20 protein-coding genes are annotated in these 23,131 nt (G+C 60.7%); 11 read left to right on the top strand and 9 right to left on the bottom strand.

Features of this window, described 5'->3' with window-relative positions:
- Positions 1-3: 3 nt before the first annotated feature.
- Entirely contained in the window at positions 4-714 is a 711-nt protein-coding gene (locus B3H65_RS02430) for a phosphatase PAP2 family protein (protein ID WP_286683999.1), read from the bottom strand.
- 143 nt (positions 715-857) lie between these two features.
- Here B3H65_RS02430 and B3H65_RS02435 point away from each other — a divergent pair, with 143 nt between their 5' ends.
- The 5 genes from B3H65_RS02435 (at position 858) to B3H65_RS02455 (ending at position 5,488) form a co-directional block, all read left to right on the top strand.
- Positions 858-2,294: a DNA repair protein gene (locus tag B3H65_RS02435; protein ID WP_286684000.1), complete on the top strand. Its 1,437-nt coding sequence runs from the start codon at positions 858-860 to the stop codon at positions 2,292-2,294.
- On the top strand, positions 2,287-2,655 hold the full coding sequence (locus tag B3H65_RS02440; protein ID WP_286684001.1) for a hypothetical protein: 369 nt from the start codon (positions 2,287-2,289) through the stop codon (positions 2,653-2,655). Before B3H65_RS02435 ends, B3H65_RS02440 begins: the two co-directional genes overlap by 8 nt.
- A gap of 205 nt (positions 2,656-2,860) precedes the next feature.
- Positions 2,861-3,553, top strand: a complete 693-nt coding sequence (locus B3H65_RS02445; RefSeq protein WP_286684002.1) for a DUF3793 family protein — start codon at positions 2,861-2,863, stop codon at positions 3,551-3,553.
- A 39-nt stretch (positions 3,554-3,592) separates the two neighbouring features.
- Positions 3,593-4,012, top strand: a complete 420-nt coding sequence (locus B3H65_RS02450) for a flavodoxin (protein ID WP_286684003.1) — start codon at positions 3,593-3,595, stop codon at positions 4,010-4,012.
- Positions 4,013-4,255: 243 nt separating this feature from the next.
- The gene (locus B3H65_RS02455; RefSeq protein ID WP_286684004.1) at positions 4,256-5,488 is read left to right on the top strand and encodes an iron-containing alcohol dehydrogenase; all 1,233 of its coding nucleotides are present in this window, start codon (positions 4,256-4,258) and stop codon (positions 5,486-5,488) included.
- Between the two features lie 186 nt (positions 5,489-5,674).
- Here B3H65_RS02455 and B3H65_RS02460 read toward each other — a convergent pair whose 3' ends face one another.
- The 3 genes from B3H65_RS02460 to B3H65_RS02470 form a co-directional block, all read right to left on the bottom strand.
- Complete coding sequence (locus tag B3H65_RS02460) at positions 5,675-6,010, bottom strand: hypothetical protein (RefSeq protein WP_286684005.1); 336 nt, start codon at positions 6,008-6,010, stop codon at positions 5,675-5,677.
- 27 nt (positions 6,011-6,037) lie between these two features.
- Positions 6,038-7,099 (bottom strand): ferrochelatase, encoded by a 1,062-nt coding sequence (gene hemH / locus B3H65_RS02465; RefSeq protein WP_286684006.1) that lies wholly within the window; start codon positions 7,097-7,099, stop codon positions 6,038-6,040.
- A 98-nt stretch (positions 7,100-7,197) separates the two neighbouring features.
- Positions 7,198-8,001, bottom strand: coding sequence for an ABC transporter ATP-binding protein (locus B3H65_RS02470; RefSeq protein ID WP_286684007.1), 804 nt, complete (start codon positions 7,999-8,001; stop codon positions 7,198-7,200).
- 84 nt (positions 8,002-8,085) lie between these two features.
- On the opposite strand from B3H65_RS02470, the gene ilvA reads away from it, so the two are divergent.
- The 5 genes from ilvA (at position 8,086) to ilvC (ending at position 14,818) form a co-directional block, all read left to right on the top strand.
- Positions 8,086-9,306, top strand: a complete 1,221-nt coding sequence (gene ilvA, locus B3H65_RS02475; protein WP_286684008.1) for a threonine ammonia-lyase — start codon at positions 8,086-8,088, stop codon at positions 9,304-9,306.
- A 387-nt stretch (positions 9,307-9,693) separates the two neighbouring features.
- On the top strand, positions 9,694-11,358 hold the full coding sequence (gene ilvD / locus B3H65_RS02480; RefSeq protein ID WP_286684009.1) for a dihydroxy-acid dehydratase: 1,665 nt from the start codon (positions 9,694-9,696) through the stop codon (positions 11,356-11,358).
- Positions 11,355-13,223, top strand: coding sequence for a biosynthetic-type acetolactate synthase large subunit (gene ilvB, locus B3H65_RS02485; RefSeq protein WP_349675979.1), 1,869 nt, complete (start codon positions 11,355-11,357; stop codon positions 13,221-13,223). Before ilvD ends, ilvB begins: the two co-directional genes overlap by 4 nt.
- Before the next feature lie 2 nt (positions 13,224-13,225).
- The gene (gene ilvN, locus B3H65_RS02490; protein WP_009140165.1) at positions 13,226-13,711 is read left to right on the top strand and encodes an acetolactate synthase small subunit; all 486 of its coding nucleotides are present in this window, start codon (positions 13,226-13,228) and stop codon (positions 13,709-13,711) included.
- 39 nt (positions 13,712-13,750) lie between these two features.
- A complete protein-coding gene (ilvC, locus tag B3H65_RS02495) occupies positions 13,751-14,818 on the top strand; it encodes a ketol-acid reductoisomerase (RefSeq protein WP_286684010.1) in 1,068 nt (355 codons plus the stop codon).
- A gap of 1,110 nt (positions 14,819-15,928) precedes the next feature.
- Here the strand turns inward: ilvC and B3H65_RS02500 are convergent.
- The 5 genes from B3H65_RS02500 to B3H65_RS02520 all read right to left on the bottom strand — a co-directional run bounded on the left by B3H65_RS02500 (position 15,929) and on the right by B3H65_RS02520 (position 21,056).
- A complete protein-coding gene (locus B3H65_RS02500; RefSeq protein ID WP_286684011.1) occupies positions 15,929-16,711 on the bottom strand; it encodes an amino acid ABC transporter ATP-binding protein in 783 nt (260 codons plus the stop codon).
- A 12-nt stretch (positions 16,712-16,723) separates the two neighbouring features.
- The gene (locus B3H65_RS02505; protein ID WP_286684012.1) at positions 16,724-18,154 is read right to left on the bottom strand and encodes an amino acid ABC transporter permease; all 1,431 of its coding nucleotides are present in this window, start codon (positions 18,152-18,154) and stop codon (positions 16,724-16,726) included.
- A 122-nt stretch (positions 18,155-18,276) separates the two neighbouring features.
- A complete protein-coding gene (locus tag B3H65_RS02510) occupies positions 18,277-19,110 on the bottom strand; it encodes an ABC transporter substrate-binding protein (protein WP_286684013.1) in 834 nt (277 codons plus the stop codon).
- A 262-nt stretch (positions 19,111-19,372) separates the two neighbouring features.
- Entirely contained in the window at positions 19,373-20,239 is an 867-nt protein-coding gene (locus B3H65_RS02515; protein WP_286684014.1) for a deoxyribonuclease IV, read from the bottom strand.
- Between the two features lie 145 nt (positions 20,240-20,384).
- Positions 20,385-21,056 carry a pentapeptide repeat-containing protein gene (locus B3H65_RS02520; RefSeq protein WP_286684015.1) on the bottom strand — a complete coding sequence of 224 codons (672 nt, stop codon included), beginning with the start codon at positions 21,054-21,056 and terminating at the stop codon, positions 20,385-20,387.
- 121 nt (positions 21,057-21,177) lie between these two features.
- Between B3H65_RS02520 and ade the strand changes: the two genes are divergently transcribed.
- Positions 21,178-22,998: an adenine deaminase gene (gene ade, locus B3H65_RS02525; protein WP_286684016.1), complete on the top strand. Its 1,821-nt coding sequence runs from the start codon at positions 21,178-21,180 to the stop codon at positions 22,996-22,998.
- The last annotated feature ends 133 nt before the right edge of the window (positions 22,999-23,131 follow it).

Genomic DNA, 23,131 nt, shown 5'->3' on the forward strand with positions numbered 1-23,131 from the left:
TCCCTATTGCACCTCGCGCAGCCCGTCCTCGCCCAGAAACGCGGGCGCCGCCAACTTGGTATAGAACACCAGCCAGATGATCGATGCGCAAAAGCCTCCAAGCACGTCGGAAGCGTAGTGGACGCCAAGGTAGATTCGGCTGATGCCGATCATAACGATCACCGCACTGAACGCGACTGTCAGCAGGAAGCGCTGTCGGCGATCCTGCTCGTAATGCCACACCATCCAGACGATCAGCCCAAAGAACGCCATGGCAGCCATGGAGTGGCCCGAGGGAAAGCTGAAGCCCGACTCTACCGCCAAACGGAATCCTTCAGGCCGCGGGCGCTGTATCAATGTCTTGAGCACCACGTTCAGCAGAACCGCAAGGGCAAGGTTGACCGTGCAAAACCAACCGGGACGCTTACCCGGTGCAAAGGCGGCGATCACCAAGAGCATGGCGATAAGCGAGACCGGGGTCGCCAGCGCGGAGAACGACTCCATAATGGGCGTCAACCAGTCTGAACGAAGGTTTTCGACCACAAGCCAGTAGGCCATCTGGTCGAGCTTCATCACCTCGCCTCGCAGGACATATGAGAGCAGGCCTAAAAAGATCGCGGCGCATGCGGTCACCAAGAGAATCGTCTTGTTATTCCTCGCAGCGCTCGCCACGCGACCCGCCATCTTCTCGCGCTCGCGAGGCGCCAACGGGCTCTGCTCGTCAAATTGCTTCATGGACAGCTCCTTGTAAATGCGGGATCGGTTTAAGCGCCAGCCGCTCCGCAACCTAAGGGTCGTATACGTTGCAGGGCATTGTAGCAAAAGGCTTTGACGTTCCACGCGTATAAGAGTACTATCGAACAGTAGTTCTACAAAACATGTGTTCGTGTAAGGGAGGCGCCGTGGCACAGAAGACCTATATATGTATTGACCTCAAAACGTTCTACGCCTCGGTCGAATGCGTCGACCGAGGGTGCGACCCCTTTACCACCAACCTAGTGGTAGCGGACCCGGACCGCAGCCACACCACCATCTGCCTGGCCATCACCCCCGCCATGAAAAGGCTGGGCATTCACAACCGCTGCCGTATATTTGAGATTCCGCCCGGAGTCGACTACATAATGGCCAAACCGCGCATGCGCCATTACATGGAGGTCTCGGCGCAGATCTACGGCATTTACCTGGAATACGTGAGCCCGGAAGACATCCATGCCTATTCGGTGGACGAGTGCTTCATCGATGCGACCCCCTACCTTAAGCTCTATCGCCAAACCGCGCGCGGGTTCGCCAAGACCCTTATGGACACCGTGCGGTCGCGCACGGGCATCTACGCCACAGCCGGCATAGGCCCCAATCTGTTTCTCGCGAAAGTCGCGCTGGATATCACCGCCAAGCACGTGGACGATGGCATAGGGGAACTTGACCAAGACGAGTTCAGGCGCACCATTTGGCGGCACCGCCCCATCACCGATATCTGGGGTATTGGCCCCGGCATCGCGGCACGGCTGGCAAAATACCATGTAGAGGACCTTATGGGCGTAGCCGCGCTGGATGCGAGCATCCTCTACCGCGAGTTTGGCGTCAACGCGGAATACCTCATAGACCACGCCCACGGCATCGAGCCGTGCACCATCGCCCAGATACACGCCTACCGACCCCAGGCGACCTCGCTGATGAACGGACAGGTGCTCTCACGCGATTACAGTTTTGAAGAAGCCCGCACCGTGATGCGCGAGATGGTGGACACCTCCGTGCTCGATCTGGTGGAGCGTAAGGTGGTGTGCGACCAGATCTCGCTCTACGTGGGCTACGGCCGCGGCGAGGCGCCCAACCGGAATATCCCTTCTACCTGTATCGATTTCAAGACGCATAGCGCGCTGGACGACACGGTCATGATCGGAAAGGGGCGCGGCCGCATGCAGGGAGGACCTCTGTTCCGCGGAGAGCACGGAACCAGGCCGGCGGCGGGCCACGGCACCTTCGAGCACGGCGGCGGGCAGCGAAAACTAAGCGAGAGGACAAGCTCGTTCAAAAGCCTCATGCCCTGCTTTGAACAGCTGTTTGACCAAACCATCGACCCCAGGCGCGCCATTCGCCGGGTAAACATAGGCTTTGGCAACCTGCTGCCGGAGGAATTTGCAACCTATAACCTGTTTACGGACCTCGAGGCCGAGGCGGAGGAGCGCAGCCTGCAGGAGGCGGTGCTGAGCGTGAAGCAGCGCTACGGTAAGAACGCCCTGCTCAAGGGAACCAGCTTTAAACAAGGCGCCACCGGGCGCGAGCGCAACGAACAGGTGGGAGGACACCGTGCCTAATAGCTTAGACCGCGAGCAGCCGGGCTACACCCGCGGCGGCAGACCGCGTGCGGACCGCGCCCAGCAGTTTATGCCCTTCGCAGCGCTCACGGGCTACTACCAGATGATTCGCGAGATGCAACGCGTGATCGAGGAGCGCCATGAGCTTACGGACGAGGAAGCCGCCGAGCTTGACCACATGCTAGCGCAGGCTCGCCGCGGGGACCTGGTGCGTGTGCGCTACTACGAGCGCGACGGCTATGTATCGCGAACAGACATCGTCCGTCAAATCGATGCGACGCTGCGCAAGGTGCGGCTGGAGCACATGGACATCCCCTTTGCAGACGTGCTCTCGGTAGAGATCGTAGGGCGCTCCGAATAGGCGTCCCGCGCGTCTCTTATCCCCCGTCGCGGCAGCCCGCAACGGGCATAAACAAGCCGTCGTATTATGCAGCGCCGTGGCTTACGGTCTCCACTGGCTTTTCATCCAGAAAGAATTGTTTGCTTTATCTAACTTTCTTCTTGACGGACACATTGCTCTCATTTAAGTTATCCCTGTCTAACTTGCATGCGACCAAAGGGGGACCATGACGCGCGAGATCACCAAGCAGGCGCTTGAAGCCGCGATCGTTCGCAACTGCTCACCCATGCTCGCCGGCCTTAAGCCGGCATGCCTGTTCACGTTCCCCGGCGTCTTTTTGGCGCAGGGCGAGCACGTCGATAAGCAAGAGTTGGCACGCTCGAACCGCGCGAAGCTCCTTGAAGAGCTGGAACCATGCGCCAAGGCGCTCGCGCCAAGCGGCATCTCGCTGCGCGTTCTCACCTGGAGATCATGCGGGGCGCTGGTATACGTCTACCGACCGGCCATGCTTAGGTGCTGGATCGCGGACCCGCATGCGGCGCGCCCTTTAAGGGAGATGGGCTACACCGCAAGCGACCTCGAGCGCGACCTTGACCGCCTGGCGCAGCGCCTGGGAGGCGAGGCAGCACCGCGCGGCGAGAAAGCGGACTGCCCCATGGCTTGCAAGCACGCCGGCGGCCGCTGCAAGAAAGACTTCCCCCATGAGATCGGCTACTTCTTGGGATACCCCTATGAAGACGTCGCCGGTTTCATCCGCCACAAGGGCGAGCGCTACCTGGCGTTTGGCCAGTGGAAAGTCTACGCGAACGTCAGCAGCGCGTTGGAAACGTTCGCGCGGTACAAGCGGTGCACGGCAGACACCACATCCGCGTACCGCAGCGGCCGCGACCTGGGATCCCTCGCGGTCGCCGCCATGTAGGAAACCCCCGATGCGGGGCGAGAAGAAGGAGAACAAACCATGAGCAAGATCGCAGTTGTGTATTGGAGCGGCACCGGCAATACCGAGTCCATGGCCGCGTCGGTTGCGGACGGGGCGCGCGAGCAGGGAGCCGAGGTGGACCTGTTCCAGGTTTCCGATTTTGACGCCTCGATGCTGGAGAATTATGACGCTCTGGCGTTTGGCTGTCCCGCCATGGGATCGGAGGAGCTTGAGTCCGAGGAGTTCCAGCCGCTGTGGGACGAGGTAAAAGACCATCTTGGCGAGCGCAAGGTTGTGCTGTTTGGCAGCTATGAATGGGCTGATGGCGAGTGGCTTGAGAACTGGAAGGCGGATGCGGAGGACGCGAGCGTAAACGTTGTCGACTCGCATGCCGTCTACGACGCCCCCGGCCCGCAGGAGCAGGCCGCCTGCCAGGCACTGGGCGCCGCGCTGGCATAGCCAAAGGCTGCCAAACAACGGTCAAAAGGGGCCCCAAATATAAGCGCCCGGGCCAAGAGGGAAACGCCGGCGCTACAATAAAACCCGCGCGGGCGCACCAACCGTCTTATTGCAAGCGGCGCGCACCCGCGCTGTGTTTTGAACGCACGGGCCATGCTCTAAAAACTCGTCCACAAACCCGCACGCCAAACACCTGTGCAGGCAAAAGGCGAGCCAACGGGCGAACCTGCAGATTGGAGCCTTATGAACGATTTTTCCTTCTACTCCCCCACCCGCTTTGTTTTTGGACGAAAAGCGACCGATAAGGTTGGCGAGACCCTGTCCTCCTCCGGATACCGCCGCGCGCTCATTGTCTACGGCCAGGGATCCGTGGTTCGCTTGGGCACGCTGGACCGCGTGGTGGCATCGCTTGACGCCGCGGGCGTGGAGCACGTTGAGCTGGGCGGCGTGCGCCCCAACCCGGAGATTGGCCTGGTGCGCGAGGGCGTCGAGCTTGCCCGCAAGCACGGCGTCGACGTCATCTTGCCCGTTGGCGGCGGCTCTGCCATGGACTGCGCAAAGGCTATCGCCCTGGGCGCGGTCTACGACGGCGACGTGTGGGACTTCTTCCGCAAGCGCGCCACGCCCGCCGCACGTGTCGACGTCGCCTGCGTGGTGACCATCCCGGCATCCGGTTCCGAGGCCTCCAATTCCTGCGTTATCAGCAACGACGAGGAGCATCTTAAATGCGGTATCAACACGGACCTTAACCGTCCGGTTATCGCCATCCTTGATCCGGAGCTTACCTTCACGCTGCCCGCTTACCAGACCGCCGCGGGCGTGACCGATATGATCGCCCATATCATGGAGCGCTTCTTCTCCGGCGAGCCCGCCGTGGGCGCAACCGACAACATCGCATGCGGGCTGGTGCGCGCCGCCATGGACGCCGCGCCCAAAGTGATGGAGAACCCCGAGGACTACGATGCCCGCGCCGAGATCATGTGGGTGGGCACGCTCGCCCATAACGGTCTTGCCGGCTGCGGCCTGGGCATCCCCGGTCTGCGCGACGGCGACTGGACCTGCCACGGCCTTGAGCACGAGCTGTCCGCACTGGACACCAAGATCACCCACGGCGCCGGCCTGGCCGTAATCTTCCCCGCCTGGATGCGCTATGTGTGGCGCGAGCACCCCGAGCGCTTCTTGGAATTTGGCTCCCAGGTCTTTGGCATCGAGCCGGTCGATCCGGAAGTGGACGAGCTCGACGTGGAGGTCACGCCCGAGCAGGCCGTTGAGTATGCGGTCGAGGCCACCATCGATGAGCTGCAGGAATTCTTTGTCTCGCTGGGCATGCCCCGCACGCTGTCCGAGTTTGGCGTTACCGAAGACGACATCGAGAAGATGATGCCCGGCCTTAAGATCAACCGCGGCGAGAGCTTTGGCAGCTTTATGAAGCTCACGCTGGACGATGCGCGCGAGATCTACCACAGCGCACTGTAAGCGCCCCCGTTTTTGCAGACGGCACCGCGCCGTAACCCCGGGACGACGCTGCGCGGGCGCCGTCCGAGGACCCGCCGCCGGCTTCCAGCGCGAGCCCTACACCTTGAGACCCGCAATAAGGACGCTTTTCCAGATCAAAAAAGGCTGGAGAAGCGTCCTTTTTGTGGGTCTCATGAACACGGGGAGCTATTGATAGAGCCCTAATGCCCAAGCAGACCGGCTCGCCTCGCCCGCAAGCTGCTCCGGACGCGCCATGAACAGCTGGCCCACGCGCTGCTCCAAGCTCATGTTGGCCAAAAGCTGCGTAGGCGACTCTGCCTGCGAAGAGCCGGGCGCGTCGCTCAAAACGCCAGAAGAGGCGACACAAGAAGTGGACGAGGGAGAGGGAGAGCCGGTCGCTGACGACCCGCTTTGCGCTGCGGGCGCGCACCCGGCAAGGGCGGCAGGAGCGATCGCGGCGGCTGCAAGCGCTCCGCGCCTTGAGATGCTCGTCTGTTTTAGCCAGCCATCAGCGTAATTCACAGCAAGCCCTTTCTTGCATTTCTTGCGCTAGCCTGCCAAAAGAGCCTGTCGGGCCAGACCATGGACAACCCTCGCATGGGCACGGGAGTCGTTCAAACAAGATACGTACACCAAGCGGGGTAAAAGCGCACGGGTCTCAAATAACTGCGCGGGCTCAACGTCGGCTCGGCCTGCGTCTGACAAACCCGCGAGAAACGCAGGAGCCAGCTCATGGGGAACGTCATAGAGCGTCTCCAGGCAATCAAATGCGAATCCAGGGCAAATGCAATATACGTCTCCCCCGTCTTGCCGTGCCTCGCGCGCGAGCGCACCAAGCCGACCTGTGGTGAAGGGGCCGAGCCATGTCCTGTTGTCCTCAAAGGGCGATTGATAAGAAAGCGACCAACGTTCTCGAGGAATCCCCAGCGATCGCGCAACGTCCTCACACGTCGACTCAACCTGAGAAGAATAAACATCGCCGGCCTCAACGTCCGTCAGCGGGACGGAATGGAAAGAGAATGCAACGCGGTCTTTTGCCACGTTGAACCCGGCAGCGGCGACCGAGGAGGCAATCGCGTCCACATATGCCTGGTAAGACCCGTAGGATTCAACCTCGCGCGCGTCTGGAGACCAGCCCATCTCTTTAAGACACGAGCGTACCTTTCGAAGGGCCGACCCCGTGGTTGAATGGGCGCTTTGCGGATACAGGGGGATAACCGCCAGGCGCTGGCAGCCCTCCTGCCGCAAGCACTCGAGCGCATCGCGAATAGAGGGATCGCCATATGACATGCCACAAACCACGCGACACCCCTCTGGAAAAACCGCACGCTCATCATCAAACATGCGTTGCACGCCGCGCGAAAGCGATTGCGCATACACAACAAGCGGCGAGCCTTTTTCTAGCCAGACTTCGCGATACTTTGCCGCCGAGGTCTTTTTTCTACGGGGCAATATGCACGCGTGCAAGATAAGCCACCATGGCAGCGCTGGCAGGGGGCGTACCGCGCCATCCATAAGGAACTCGGAAAGATAGGCGCCCACCGCCTGGGGCGTCGGAGCGGCCGGAGAACCCGTGTTCACCAGCAAAACACCTGTCTTTTCTTGAATCATAACGGCTCCCTTTTAGGCCATAGCGCGGTCCATTTTCCATATGGCGGCGTACAGGCGGCAGGCCTCTCGCAGCCGGCCCGTCCGTAATGCGCGCCGCGTTAGTAGAGCGAATACCAGCCGTCGTGCTCTGCCACCGTCAAAGGCACGCTGAACAGGTCGCTCATGACTTTGCTGGTAAGCAGCCGCTCTTTGGAGCCATCAGCAAACACTGCGGCGTCCTTTATCAGCAGAATGCGATCGATTTCCGGGACGATGTCCTCTGGATAGTGGGTCACCAAAATGATGGAGCGGCCATCTTCCGCCAGGGTGCTCATAGTCTGTCGCAGATGGTACATGCCCTGCGGGTCAAGGCCGGTGCAGGGTTCGTCAAACACCAGCACCTGGGGGTCGCGAACAAGCTCGCGCGCCACCAGCACGCGGCGAACCTGGCCGGTAGAGAGCGTCATGATGTCGCGATTCGCAAGGTCGACTATACCCAGGCGCTCAAGAGCGTCCCGCGCCCGATCGCGCACCTGCCCATCCACGTTGACGCGCATGGGCAGGCCCAGCGTGCCAAACACACCTCCCATAACGATCTCGATCGCGGGCAGGTGGACGCGAACCTGATCGTGCATGGTGGCGCTGACAATGCCCAGCGAAGAGCGGATGTCCTCAAGCAACGGACGCGCCTGGCCGCGAAACCTCACCGGCGGCTCCTCGCGAAACAAAGGGAACACCTCGCGCGTAAGCAGTTGGATAAACGTGGATTTACCCGCGCCGTTGGGACCAAGCAGTGCCACATGCTCGCCCTCGTCCAATGAAAAGTCAGCAACGTGCAAAATGGTCTTGCCCGCACGCACCACCTCGGCGTCGCGAATCTGGAACAACGGCGCAGATGCGCAGCTGCCGGCCTGAGTCAACATGAAGCCCTCCCCCAAGTTGTAATGAATTGTCTGCTATCCTACCCCTAACCTTATGGCACAACCTCCGCGCGAAAGAAGTTAACCATGTCAGAAATGCTCACCTTAGAGGCGTTTGAAGAGGCCTCGATCAAGGTCAAGGAAGTTACGCAGGAGACCAAGCTGGTCGAGAGCCCCTACCTTGCTGCCGCAACGGGCAACCGCGTATGGCTCAAGCCCGAGAACATGCAGCGCACCGGAGCCTACAAGGTTCGCGGCGCGTACTACAAGATTTCCACCCTTACGCCCGAAGAGCTCTCGCGCGGCATCATCACCGCCAGCGCCGGCAACCACGCCCAAGGCGTCGCCTTCGCCGCCACGCGCGCGGGCGCGAAATCCATAGTGGTCATGCCCACCACCACGCCGCTCATCAAGGTCGAGCGCACCAAGGACTACGGTGCCGAGGTCGTTCTTCACGGCGACGTCTATGACGAGGCCTGCGAATACGCCATGAACCTGGCCGAGACCGAGGGCTACACCTTTATCCACCCCTTCAACGACCCCGTTGTCGCCACCGGCCAGGGCACCATCGCCATGGAGATCGTGCAGGAGCTGCCGCTTGTCGACACCATCTTGGTCCCCATCGGCGGCGGCGGGCTCTCCTGCGGAGTCTCCACCTTCGCCAAGCTCTACAACCCCAAAATCCGCGTCATCGGCGTTGAGCCAGCGGGCGCGGCGTGCATGAAGGCCTCCGTGGAAGCGGGCCATGTGGTCAAGCTCCCCGCAGCGAGCACCATCGCGGACGGAACCGCGGTCCTTGAACCCGGCGACCTGGTCTATCCGTATGTCCGCGACAACGTTGACGAGATCATCACGGTCGAGGACGAGGAACTCATCGTGTCGTTCCTGGATATGGTCGAGAACCACAAGATGGTGGTGGAGAACTCCGGCCTGCTCACCGTAGCGGCGCTGAAGCACCTCCCTCCCGAGAACAAGCGCGTTGTCTCCATCCTCTCCGGCGGAAACATGGACGTCATCACCATGTCCTCCGTGGTGCAGCACGGCCTGATCCAGCGCGGGCGCATCTTCACGGTCTGCGTGCTGCTGCCCGATCGACCCGGAATGCTCTTAAGCGTGGCGAGCATCATCGCGCGTGAGAACGGCAACGTCATCAAACTCGAGCACAACCAGTTCGTCAGCACCAACCGCAACGCCGCCGTCGAGCTGCGCGTCACGGTCGAGGCATTCGGCGAGGATCACAAAAGGCAGATTGTCGACGCGCTCGAGGCAGGCGGCTTCGACCCGTCCATCGTCCAAACATCGCTATAGTCTCTTCGGTAGGCAGCGTTATTTTTCGGCCGGCGGACACTTTGTTACAAAGAAGTGTCCGCTGGGTCTTTTTTATTGCACCACGCTAAAGCGCCCTGTAAAGTTTGCCCCAATGAGCAAATGCGAGGACAGGGCGAGTACGCGCCGCATCCATCCCACAGCAAGCGGGCAGTTTGAGAACCCGCGGTGGACGGCGAAGAAAAGACCCTCGAGCAGTCTTGGCAACGCAGCCGTCGCCCGCGGTCATCCCCGCGAAGGACGGACTCGCCAGTACCCAAGACCGGCCGCCACCGTTACCGGCATCGAGCGACGCGCACTTCCGCGGCCTCGCATTTCTCCCACCCGCAATAACGCGCAGGCGTTTTTTGGAAGAGAGCGAGGACAAGGATGCAGCTGAGAAGCGATGCCATCAAGAAGGGGCTGGCCAGAGCGCCGCATCGCAGCCTTCTCAAGGCCGATGGATTGACGGATGAAGAACTCGATCGACCGCTGGTCGCCGTTGTCTCGTCCCAAAACGAAGTCATTCCCGGGCACATCCACCTGCAGCAGATCGCAGACGCCGTCAAAGCGGGCGTTCGCCTTGCCGGCGGCACCCCCCTGCAGGTCAACACCATTGGCGTATGCGACGGCATCGCCATGAACCACGAGGGCATGCACTATTCGCTCACCAGCCGCGAGGTCATCGCGGACTCGGTCGAATGCGCCGTGCAGGGCCACCAGTTCGACGCCATGGTCCTCATCCCCAGCTGCGACAAGATTGTTCCCGGCATGCTTATCGCAGCGTGCCGTTTGAACATTCCCACCGTTCTCATCTCCGGCGGCCCCATGCTTGCCGGCCGCGGCCGCTGTGGCGAGCAGACCGACCTCAACACGCTCTTTGATGCCGTGGGCCAGGTAACCGCCGGAACCATGACGCAGGAGGAATGCCATTGGCTCGAGGAGACCGCCTGCCCCACCTGCGGAAGCTGTTCGGGCATGTTTACCGCCAACTCCATCTGCTGCCTGTCCGAGGCCCTTGGCATCGCGCTTCCCGGTAACGGCACCGTTCCGGCCGTCTACTCCGAGCGCATCCGCCTGGCAAAGCGCGCCGGCATGAAGGTGATGGACCTTCTAGAACAGGGCATCTGCGCTCGCGACCTTATAAACCCCGCATCCATTCATAACGGCATGGCGCTCGATATGGCTTTTGGCGGATCTACCAACACCATGCTCCATCTCACGGCTATCGCCCATGCGGCAGGCTGCCCCGTCACCATGGACGATTGGGACCGTGTTTCAGCGACCACGCCCAATATCGTCCGCATCGCCCCGGCGGGTCCCTTGCACATCCAGGACCTTAACAACGTGGGCGGTGTTCCCGCCATCATGCACGAGCTTTGGAGCGCCGGCGTGCTCGACACCAGCGCACTCACCTGCATGGGACCGCTCGCAGACATCGTCCAAACCTATCCGCAGGCGGATGGCGAGGTGGTCCGCAGCCACGCAAACCCCTACTCTCCCGACGGCGGCCTTAAGGTTATGCACGGCAACCTCGCACCGGACTGCGGCGTGGTCAAGAAGAGCGCCGTCTCCCAGGATATGCACTACCACCAGGGGCCCGCTCGCGTATTCGAGAGCGAGGAAGAAGCCTGCACCGCCATCTTTGGCGGCCAGATCAACCCCGGCGACGTAGTGGTCATTCGCTATGAGGGACCGGCCGGCGGCCCCGGCATGCGGGAGATGCTCACCCCCACCAGCGCCATATGCGGCATGGGCCTGGACAAATCCTGCGCGCTCATCACCGACGGCCGATTCTCCGGCGCCACCAAGGGCCCAGCCATTGGCCACGTGAGCCCAGAGGCCGCAGCGGGCGGCCCCATCGCCCTGGTGCAAGACGGCGACGTTATCACCATCGACATCGATGCGGGCACGCTCACCCTTGAGGTGGACGAGGACGAGCTGGCGCTTCGCCGCGCCGCTTGGCAGCCGCCCGCACCCAAGTACACCACCGGCGTGCTCTCACGCTATGCCAAGCTGGTAACCAGCGCAGATAAGGGGGCGTACCTCTCATGACAAACCTGGATGAAAAACTCGCCCGCCGCCAGCGCGCTATAGAGGGCAAGCCCTTTGGGCCTGGCAGCGCCACGGAGCATGAGGGCAAGACCATGTCCGGCGCGCAGGCCATCATCGCAAGCCTTGAGGCCGAAGGCGTCGACACCATCTTTGGCTATCCCGGCGGCCAGGCCATCAAGATTTACGATGCGCTGTATGACTCAAAGAAGATTCGCCACGTGCTGGCACGCCACGAGCAGGGCGCCACGCACATGGCGGACGGCTACGCGCGCGCAACCGGCAAAGTCGGCGTAGTCCTGGTCACCAGCGGGCCGGGCGCCACCAACACCGTAACCGGCATCGCAACCGCCTTTATGGATTCCGTGCCCCTGGTGGTTATCACCGGCCAGGTAACACGCGGCGTCATCGGCACGGACGCATTCCAGGAATCCGACATTGTCGGCATCACCATGCCCGTGGTCAAGCACAGCTTTTTGCTGCAGTCTTGCGACGACCTCACCCGCACATTCCGCGAGGCCTTCTACATCGCCTCCACCGGTCGCCCCGGCCCCGTGCTGATCGACATCCCCAGCGACCTCTCGGGCTCCCAAATGGTCTTCCACTACCCGGATTCCATAAGCATTCCCAGCTACAAGCCCACCTACAAAGGCAACGCCAAGCAAGTGCGCCAGGCCGTGAACCTGATAGAGTCCGCCAAGCGCCCGTTGATCTACGCTGGCGGCGGCATTGTCTCAAGCCACGCCTGCGCCGAACTGACGCAGCTGGCGGAGCACATGCGCATCCCGGTGGTCACCTCGCTTATGGGCAAGGGCGCCATGCGCTGCTCCAATCCGCTCAACCTGGGACCCGTGGGCATGCACGGCTCCAAGTACGCCAACATGGCGGTCACCGAATGCGACCTGCTCATCGCCGTGGGCGCGCGCTTCTCCGATCGCGTCACCGGCAAAGTCTCCGAGTTCGCGCCGCACGCCAAGATCATCCACATCGACATCGACCCGGCGGAGATCGGCAAGATCATCGACCCGGCCGTCCCCATCGTGGGCGATGCCAAGGTGGTGCTGGGCGCAATCTGCGATCGCCTTGCAAAAGACGGCGCCGCACCTATCGATCAAGAGTGGGAGAAGACCGTCTTTTCTTGGCGCGATCGCTGGCCGTTCTACGCCGCAGACTTCGCTGACTATCCGGACAAGATCGCACCTGAGATCGTCCTCTCCAAACTGTCCGATAAGCTAGATCCGGAGGCTTCGATCGTCACCACCGAAGTAGGACAGCACCAGATGTGGGCGCACCAAAATATCCATCGCGAGCACGCCCGCACCTTCATCTCTTCGGGCGGTTTGGGCACCATGGGCTTTGGCTTCCCCGCGGCCATCGGCGCCCAGATCGGCTGTCCGGAAGACCAGGTGGTCTGCATCGCAGGCGACGGTTCCTTCCAGATGAACTCGCAGGAGATGGCCACGGCCGCCATCAACCGCGTACCCCTTAAGGTAGTCATCATCGACAACCGTGCTCTCGGTATGGTCCACCAGTGGCAGAGCCTCTTCTATGACCATCGCTTCTCCTTCACGGAACTGGATGCCAACCCGGACTTCGTGAAGTTGGCTGACGCATATGGCTGGCAGGCCATGCGCATCGAGCATCCAGACCAGGTCGACGAGGCGCTCGATACCATGCTCACCTCCGACGGCCCGTTCCTGCTCGACGTCATCATCCCAACCGAGCAGACCGTCTACCCCATGGTCGCCCCCGGCGCCGCGCTCGACGACATCATCGGCGCGCTCGACGTCACCCTAGGCGGCGTGCGCGTCAGCGAAAAGGGCTTTGGTTCAACGCCCTCTCCATTTGCAAATAAGGAGGACGAGTAGCCATGATTCACATCCTCTCCGTTCTCGTCGAGAACAAAAGCGGCGTTCTGTCACGCGTCACGGGCATGATCAGCCGTCGCGGCTTCAACATCGAATCGCTGACCGTCGCCCCCACCGAGGACGAGACCCTTTCTCGCATGACCATCATTGTGGAAGCGGACGAGGTGAGCTTCGAGCAGATTACCAAGCAGCTTCACAAGCTCGTCGCGGTGTACAAGATCTCCGACCTCACCCATTCCGATGCCATCGAGCGCGAACTCGTTCTATTCAAAGTTCAGGCCCCGCCCGAGCGTCGCCACGAAATCATCGAGATCGCCGGCATCTTCCGCGCCAACATCGTCGACGTGGGCAAAAACACGCTCACCATCGAGGCGACCGGAACCGCCAGCAAACTCGATGCCATGGAGGACCTCTTCCGAAGCTACGGCATCAAGCAGCTCACCCGAACCGGCAAGATCGCCATGTCGCGCGGCGCGCACGATCAGTAAGCGCCCTCACCAACCGTCTCACCAAGCGCGCCCGCGCTTATGAGAAATAGGCTTAACGCAAGCCATGCACACACAAACACCAGCAGGCACGTATGTAAGGAGAACAAGGAAATGGCAGTTACCGTTTACTACGACCAGGATTGCAAGCCCGAGGTCATCCAGGGAAAGAAAATCGCCATCATCGGCTACGGCTCTCAAGGCCACGCCCACGCGCTCAATCTCATGGACTCCGGCTGCGACGTCCGCGTCGGCTTGCGCGAGGGCTCCTCGTCCGCTCAGAAGGCTGCCGAGGCCGGCCTCAAGGTCATGGGCATGGCAGAGGCCGCGGCCGAGGCCGACGTCATCATGATCCTCACCCCCGATGAGACCCAGCCCAAGGTCTACGAAGAGTTCATCGCTCCCAACCTCAAGGCCGGCGATACCCTGGCCTTCGCCCATGGTTTCAACATCCACTACGGCTACATCAAGGCTCCCGAGGACGTCAACGTCATCATGTGCGCCCCCAAGGGACCCGGACATATCGTTCGCCGTCAGTTCACCGAGGGCTCCGGCGTGCCCGATCTGGCCTGCGTGGCCCAAGACGCTACCGGCGATGCCTGGGATATCGCCCTGGCCTATTGCTGGGGTGTCGGCGGCGGCCGTTCCGGAATCCTCAAGGCGACCTTTGCCCAGGAGACCGAAGAGGACCTCTTTGGCGAGCAGGCTGTTCTCTGCGGCGGCCTGGTCGAGCTGGTCAAGGCTGGATTCGAGACCCTTACCGAGGCCGGTTACCCCAAGGAGCTCGCCTACTTCGAGTGCTATCACGAGATGAAGATGATCGTCGACCTCATGTATGAGAGCGGCATCCACTTCATGAACTACTCCATCTCCAACACCGCCGAGTACGGTGAGTACTACGCCGGCCCCAAGGTCATCAACGATGAGAGCCGCGCCGCTATGAAGCAGATCCTGGCCCGCATCCAGGATGGCAGCTTTGCCCAGGAATTTGTGGACGATTGCAACAACAACCACAAGTGGCTCCTTGAGCAGCGCGAAGCCATCAACACGCACCCCATCGAGACCACCGGTGAGAAGATCCGTTCCATGTTCAGCTGGATCAAGAAATAGAAGCTCGAATCCGCATCTCCTGCTTGATGCCTTCTATCTTCTTGCAAAGGCTTCTATTCAACAGATCGACGCACCTTCCCCATCTTATCTGTACCGAACACCGGGCGCCCGCAGCCATCAAATTGGCAGCGGGCGCCCCGCTTTTGTTAGCAGAGTGATTTTGATTGCAGCAGCTCTTGCATCATGCATGCAGCGTATCCAAGGTCGCGGCCGACACGGATCAGATCGATGCCGGCTCGAAACACCTCATCGACAAACAATCTGAACGAGCGCCAAATAATCGCCTGGTGCAGCAACGGAGCCGTGCCAAATAATCGCTTAGTGCGGAGATTTGGACAAATATTGAGTTAGTGCGGTTTGAAGGCGCTTCTGGTCGTCGCTCTTATGCATCATACAAGTCGACGCAACTCATTTACCTCGTATGACGCAAACTCAATATTCACATGGCACCGTGACGAACCATCATCATCCCGCACTAAACCATTATTTGTCACGCTAGAGACCGCACTAACGCATTATTTGGCCAAACCTCCGCACTAACTCACTTTTTGTCCCAACTGGATACTGCCAGGGAACCCCCGAAGCGCTGCGCCAGGTCACGTGTTGGCCCAATCCAGCAGAGGAACAATGAAAACCGGTAAGCTCAGTCATCGCGAGCTTACGCGCACGAAAAAGGGGCGACGCTCTCGCGCCGCCCCGTTACTATGCCCTTTGGTATCACCCTAACTATCGATCTGAGGGACAGATACGATGCGGTTGTTCTTGCGGACCCGCCGGTGATTCCTTCTTAAGCCTGACCCCGATACCATGTCGGGAAAAGGTGGCGTTCTCGAAACGCCTGAATCGCTACTCGGCCTCGGTTTCACGAACGGCGGGTCCGAAGTTTGCTATCTCATCGTTGTACATCGGAACCACCTCCCGTTTCGGTCGCTTAACTTTGGAGCGACTGCCTTTACTCATTGCTATATGTTCCCGCACTCCACCGGACTAAACATCCAACATGAAACCGTGCGCGAACGGCAGGAAAACGCCCGCGAACGGCGCGTTCACAAACGTTGAAATTCGTTAGCGAGCGCTCAGAACCATTCGCGGGCAAGAAAGCCTCGACTACTAGGCGATATGGCCCAAGAAATCCTTTGTGCGCTCAGACTTCGGATGGTCGAAAACCTCTTCGGGCGTACCCTGCTCCACGATCACGCCGCCATCCATAAAGATCACGCGGTCAGCCACGTCGCGCGCGAAACCCATCTCATGCGTCACCACGATCATGGTCATTCCACCGCGCGCAAGATCGCGCATAACGCCCAAAACGTCGCGGACCAACTCGGGGTCGAGCGCGCTGGTCGCCTCGTCAAACAGCATGACGTGCGGATTCATGGCAAGCGCGCGGGCGATGGCGACGCGCTGCTGCTGGCCGCCGGATAGCTGCGAGGGCATAAAGTCCACGCGGTCGGCAAGGCCAACCTTTGCAAGCTCCATCTCGGCGATGCGCTCGGCCTCCTCCTTGGAACGCTTGAGCACCTTTTGCTGCGCGATCATAACGTTGCGCTTGGCGGAGAGGTGTGGGAACAAGTTGAACTGCTGGAACACCATGCCCAAGGTAGAGCGCACCTTGTTGATGTCGACGCCCTTCTTGGTAATGTCGACGCCCTCGACCACAATCGATCCGCTCGTAGGCGTTTCAAGCAGGTTGACGCAACGCAACATGGTCGACTTACCGGAGCCGGACGGACCCAGAACAACCACTACTTCGCCGCGGTGCACGTCCAGGTCGATACCGCGCAGAACCACGTTGTCGCCGTAGGCCTTATGCAAGCCATGAATTTGGACGACGGGCCCCTCGATTGCGTCAGCAGCCCCGCCATTTGGATTATTGCTAGTCATTTCACTCATCGATCTCACTCCCTACAGGCCTGCGATGTGATCGGGCGGGGTGGGCACAACGGTACCGGCGCTCTTCTGGGGCTTCTTGCCGGTGGGACCGGCGTTGGTCCCGGCGGTAGCACCTGTGAGGCGCGCTTCAAGCATGCTGACCACGCGTGCAAGGGGCAACGTGACCACCAGATAGAATAGGGCGGCGACCACGTACGGGGTAATGGAGCCGGTAGTCGCCACAATGGTTTTCGCATACATGACAATTTCCATAACGCCCACCGCGGCAAGCAGCGAGGTGTCCTTATACAGCAAAATGAACTCGCTGGTAAGAGTGGGAATAACGTTGCGGAACGTCTGGGGAATGATGATCGACACCATGGTTTGCGTGGCGCTCATGCCAAGTGAGCGCGCGGCTTCAGACTGGCCCTTGGGGATGGACTGGATGCCGGCACGGAAAATCTCGCACAGGTACGCAGCGGAGTTCATGGCCATGACAATGACGCCCAGCGCGTAGTTATCGATATTGATGCCAGCCAAGGGCAAGCCAAAGAACGCGATGTATATCTGCAGGAACGCCGGCGTGCCGCGGATGAGGTTTACATACACCCCGGCGATGGCGCGCAGGATCCTTGATTTAGAGATGCGCATGAGGGCGAAGATGAAGCCGAACGGAATCGCCAGCGGAAACGCCACCAGTACAATCGCAAGCGACATCAAGAAACCGGTAAAGATGATGGGCAGGCTGCTAACGATCAACACCGGATTGAAGAACAGGCGTAAAAACGTATTGGAATTCCACGCCTGAACCCACGCCTGTTCCTCAAGGAAGGTCTTGAACTGGTCAAAGGGGGTAACGCCCTTTACGGTAACTGCGGGAATGCCCTCAACATCATGCTCGGAGCCATCCTCTAGCGTATAGGTGCCCGCGCATTGCATATCGCCGCCGGCAGCGGGAAACACCACGCCGTAAAGTTCAAGACGGAAGAACCTGCCCGCGGGCGCCGCCTGGGGAAAGGTAAGGCGCAAGGTCTCGCCGTCCTCCTCCATCTTGGGCTCGATAAACTCGCGATCCATAAGGTCTTCGCCGGAAAGCATGGTCACGCGCAGGTCCTCAGTGGTGTAGGTGGTGCCCGCGGGCACGGTGATGGAAAGGCCCTTCAACGCCTCGTCCGCATCCGCTTGGACTTCCCAGGTGATACGCGTCTCGGATCCGCCTAGCACGTCGCTGCCGGAATCCCCGTTGGGTCGGCAGGTGAGCTTCTCAACCTCGAGCGCTTGAGCCTGGATGGGCGCGACCGTCACGGCAAGGCACGCCGCCAGCGCGACGCATGCAAGCACGGTGGTGCCCAGCGAGCGCATACGGACGAGGATGCCCTTACGACGCGCATCTTTGCTACAAGCACCCCTGCAGGCTGAACCGCGGCGAATCGCATCGAATCTCGACGTTCCCCTGATCTCCATCGTCTTTCCCTTCTTACCAAAAACCATAACCGGGGCGCCGCGAAACCCGGCACCCCTTATGCCGCGAAAGCCCTCCTCGCTCGCAGGCGGGGAGGGCCGTGTTTCTGCGGTGATAAAGACCTTTACTTGATGTTGTACTTGGTCATCAGTTCGTCCACGGTGCCGTCCTCGGTGAGCTTGGCAATGGAATCGTTCAAAGCGTCAAGCAAGGCGGTGTTGTCCTTGTTGACGGCGATAGCGTATTCCTCGCCTGTAGAGATCTGCTTGATAACCTGCTCGTTGCTAAAGGAGGTCGCGACCAGCTGGGCGGCGACGGAACGGTTGGTCACCAAGGCGTTCGCCTGGCTGGACTGGACGGCGGCGAAGCAGTCGGTAGCGTTCTTAAAGGGAACCAGCTCGGCGTTGGGGAAATTCTCCTTGGCAAAAGCCTCGGCGGTGGAACCGGACTGGACGGCGATCTTCACGCCCTCGGCGTTCAGTGCATCAGCGTAGTTGTCGCCGGTGATCTCGGTGTTGTCAGCCATGGTGACGATGGCCTGGTCATCCATGTAGTAGGAGTCGGTAAAGCCAACCTCCTTCTCGCGCTCGGGAGTAGCGGTAATGGCGGCGATGCCCATGTCGTACTTGGTGCCGGAAGCGACGCCGGGGACGATGGTGTCGAAGTCGACGTTCTCAATCTTGAGCTCGAGACCCAGGTCGTCGGCGATGGCCTGCGCGAGTTCCAGGTCAAAACCCTTGTACTCGCCATCCTCCATATACTCAAAGGGCTCGTACTCAGCAGAGGTGCCAATGGTCAGCGTGCCGTCGGTCACCAGCTGCATGGTATCGGAACCGGAGGCGTCCGCGCTGCCCGCGGAATCCGCGGGGGCGTCGGAGTTGCCGCAGCCGGTCAGGGCCAACGCACCGGCAAATGCGAGGGATGCGGCGACGGCACCCAGCTTCTTCATCTTGAACATATGCAATCACTCCCAAAAGCGAAAAGTAGAAGCTGCTTTCCCTTCACGCAGTTTCTTTCGCTGCAGTATACGCTTTCTTGCATATGCGGCACCTAAAGATGCTTGTATGTTTCCCCTTTGTTTCATCAATGATGAATCGTTATGCACGCAGTATGCACGAACAAGAAACGGCTCCACCCAAGTACGAGAGGAGCCGTATTCAGAACGGGGGCGATTGGATGCGCTTTCATCCCATGCAGCCAGCACGCATGGGAGCGACGGCCTAACCCGCCAGGCCGCGCAGCAGCTCGATCTCGCGCGCGTAACCGGGAAGCTCGTTGGGGGTTTCCAAAATGAACGGCAAGTCGCGCAGAACGGGATGAGTCACGATGCGTTTGAACACGTCCATGCCGCCACCAAGGTCCTCGCTGCCAAGGTAGCCCTGACCGATGACCTCGTGGCGGTCCTTATGAGCGCCGCAAGGGTTCTTGGAATCGTTGAGGTGCATGGCGCGCAGGCGGTCAAGGCCGACCACGCGGTCGAACTCGTCCAAAACGCCGTCCAAATCACGGATGATGTCATAGCCCGCGTCGCTTACATGGCAAGAATCCATGCAAACGCCCAAGCAGCCATCGAGCTCCGGACGGCGAGACACAACGCCCTGGATAATAGCCGCGACCTCCTCAAAGCTACGACCGACTTCTGTACCCTTGCCCGCCATGGTCTCAAGCAAGACGCAGGTAGACTGACCCTCAAACATCACCTGGCACAAGGCCTCGACAATGAGCTCGATGCCGCGCTGGGCGCCCTGGCCAACATGCGAACCGGGATGGAAGTTGTAGTACTGACCGGGCAGCATCTCCATGCGCTGCAGGTCCTCCGCCATGGCGCCTAGCGCGAACTCACGAGCGCTCTCCTTTGCCGAGCAAGGGTTATAGGTGTAGGGCGCGTGCGCGACCAGCGTGGCGAACCCGTGTTGGTCCAAAATCTCGCGCAAGCCGGCGACGTCCGCTGGGTCAAGCGCCTTGGCGTTGCCGCCACGAGGGTTACGGGTAAAGAAGGCGAACGTGTTGGCGCCTATGGACAGTGCCGTCTCCCCCATCGCCGTATAGCCCTTGGTGGTAGACAGATGGCATCCTATCGAAAGCATGGGTTGGTTCCTTTCTTGTAAACGCCCATATGTGAGCTGATTTTCATGCATACATAGATAATGAATATTACTTGAAGTTATATACATATCGTATGCATTCGCATCCAGATAACGGACTTGCTCGCAAGCCCTGCTCGTCCAAACGCTACTCGTCCGCAACCTCTACGCCCAAGAGGCTGGTGAGCTCGAGCGCCTGGGAGGGCGAGACGCGCGCGCCACGAAGCTCGCGGTAATCGGACGAGAGCACGGGCGCCGAGAACTCGCAGCTGCTCACATCGATACCCTTGAGCGGCGTACGGAACACGTCCAGGCGCACCAGGTCGCTTTGCTTGAATTCGCAGCGCTTGAGTTGAACGCTTTGCAACGCGGCCTCGCGCAGGCGAGAAGAGGTTACGCGCAACTGATCGATCGAGGTCTCGGATAGGTTCGCGAGCGAGAAATCCGAATCCGCGATGAGCACGCCCGCCAAACGGGAGGACAGCAGGTTGAGCCCCGGCGCGGAGCACGAGATGAAGTCGCAGCGGTTAAGCCACGCGCGTTCCATAGAGACCCGGGTAAAGCGGCAGCTCTCAAAACGCACGTCGCGAAACGTGCAACCGGAAAAGTCGACGCCATCGAACTGGCAGGAGCGGAAGAGAACGGTATCAAACGTCGCCTCGCCCGCATCCTCACAGGCGAGCTCGACCCCGTGGACAGACGTGTTCGCAACCAGCGCCTCGCCCTCTGCAAACGCGTCGAGCAGCTGGTCGAAGCCGACGTGCTCCCCTATCGAATTTGGCACGCGGGCAAAACAGCGCGCGCGTGAAGACCTATCCATATATGCACCCTCCAATCCGCATCCTCCATTCGCTGCGCATCATCATACCCGCCCGACTGCCGCGAGCGTCCGCGGGTATTATGTAGAGCAACAAAAACGGGTGCGCACGAGAGGAGCCAACGTGATCAACACCTTTTGCAAGACGCCGCTTTGGGAATGCAGCCGCACGCTTATCGCCGTGGCGCAAGGACAACAGCCTGCCGAGACCGTCATTCGCGACGCAAGACTGGTCAACGTCAACACGCGCGAGGTCCTGGACCATATGGACGTCGCCGTAAGCTGCGGACGCATCGCATACGTGGGTGACGCCAAGCACTGTATAGGACCCGACACCAAGGTGATCGACGCCGCCGGCCGCTATCTGGCTCCGGGCTTTTTGGACGGGCACATTCACGTGGAATCGTCGATGATGGGCGCCGCCCAGTACGCGCGCGCCGTGGTTCCGCACGGCACCGTGGGCATCTACTGGGACCCGCACGAGGTCGCCAACGTAGTCGGGCTCGACGGCGTCAAGGTTATGGTCGAGGACGCGCGCCGCACCCCGCTCAAGGCCATGGTGACCACGCCCTCGTGCGTGCCAGCGGTTCCCGGTTTTGAGGATACGGGCGCTGCGATAGGCCCCGATGACGTTGAAAAGACCATGTCCTGGGACGCGGTGGTAGGCCTGGGCGAGATGATGAACTTCCCCGGCGTTCTGGCGGGAGCCGAGCACCCCTTGGGCGAGATCGTCGCGACGCTTAGGGCGGACGAATGCGTCACCGGCCATTACTCCATTCCCGAAACCGACCGCGGCCTCAACGCCTACGTGGCAAGCGGCGTGCGCTGCGACCATGAATCGACCCGCGCGGAAGACGTGCTCGCCAAGGTGCGCCTGGGCCAGTACGCGCAGCTGCGCGAAGGTTCTGCATGGCGCGACCTGGCCCATCTGGCGCCGGCGATCACTTCCGGTGCCATCGACACGCGGTACATGAACCTCATCTCGGACGACACGCACCCCAACACGCTGGTCGAGAACGGCCACCTGGACCACATCTTGCGCCGCGCCGTGCAAGAGGGCGTCGACCCCGTTATCGCCTTGCAGATGGTGACCATCAACACGGCCACTTGCTTCCACATGGACCACGAGCTTGGCAGCATCGCCCCGGGCAAGTGCGCGGACATGGTATTGATGCGCAGCCTTGTGGACTTTGACGTGCAGATGACCCTGATCGACGGCGACGTGGTGGCTGAAGACGGCCGCGCGCTCTTCGAGGTCGAGGGCACGTCCTATCCGGAATGGATTCTCAACACCATGCACTTGGGTCGAGAGATCACGCCGGAAACCTTCCGTATCCCCGCGATAGATTCGGACGGTGAACCCCTTACCGGCCCCACCGCCCTCGTCCGTGTTGTCGAGGCGATTCCAGGCCGCGTGAGCAACATCGAGCGCCATATGGCCGTGCCCGTGGCCAATGGCCAGCTGCTCTGCGACACCGGCCAAGACGTGCTCAAGGCCTTTGTCTTCGAACGCCATCACGAGACGGGAACCTTTGGGTACGGTTTCACCAGCAGCTACGGAATCCACGGCGCCCTGGCGCAGACCGTGGCTCACGACGCCCACAACCTGTTGGTCGTCGGCGACAACGATGAGGACATGGCCATAGCGGCGAACGCCCTGGTGAATTGCGGCGGCGGAGCCGTCGCCGTGCAGGACGGACGCGTCCTGGGGCTGGTGGAGCTGCCGGTGGCAGGCCTTATGAGCACCAAGCCGTTGGAAGAAGTCGCGAGCGAGGTGGCCGGCCTGGAGCGAGCCTGGGCCGACATGGGCTGCTCCATGCCCTCGCCCTTCATGACCATGGGCCTAACCTCGCTCGCATGCCTGCCCGACCTGCGCATCACCAATCGCGGCCTGGTCGACTGCAACGCGTTCAAGTTCGTTCCTCTTGTTGTGGACGAGGAATAGCGCGAGTTTCCAGCTAACATAAACCCCTGCTTGCATTACCCCACCATCTTGATAGGGAGTGTCAAAAAACGCGTTAGTGCGGAGGTTTTGTCAAATAGTGCGTTAGTGCGGTTTGGATCAGGCCTAACACGAA

Source organism: Collinsella sp. UBA1693, assembly GCF_002320115.1.
In the GTDB taxonomy this organism is placed as follows: domain Bacteria; phylum Actinomycetota; class Coriobacteriia; order Coriobacteriales; family Coriobacteriaceae; genus Collinsella; species Collinsella tanakaei.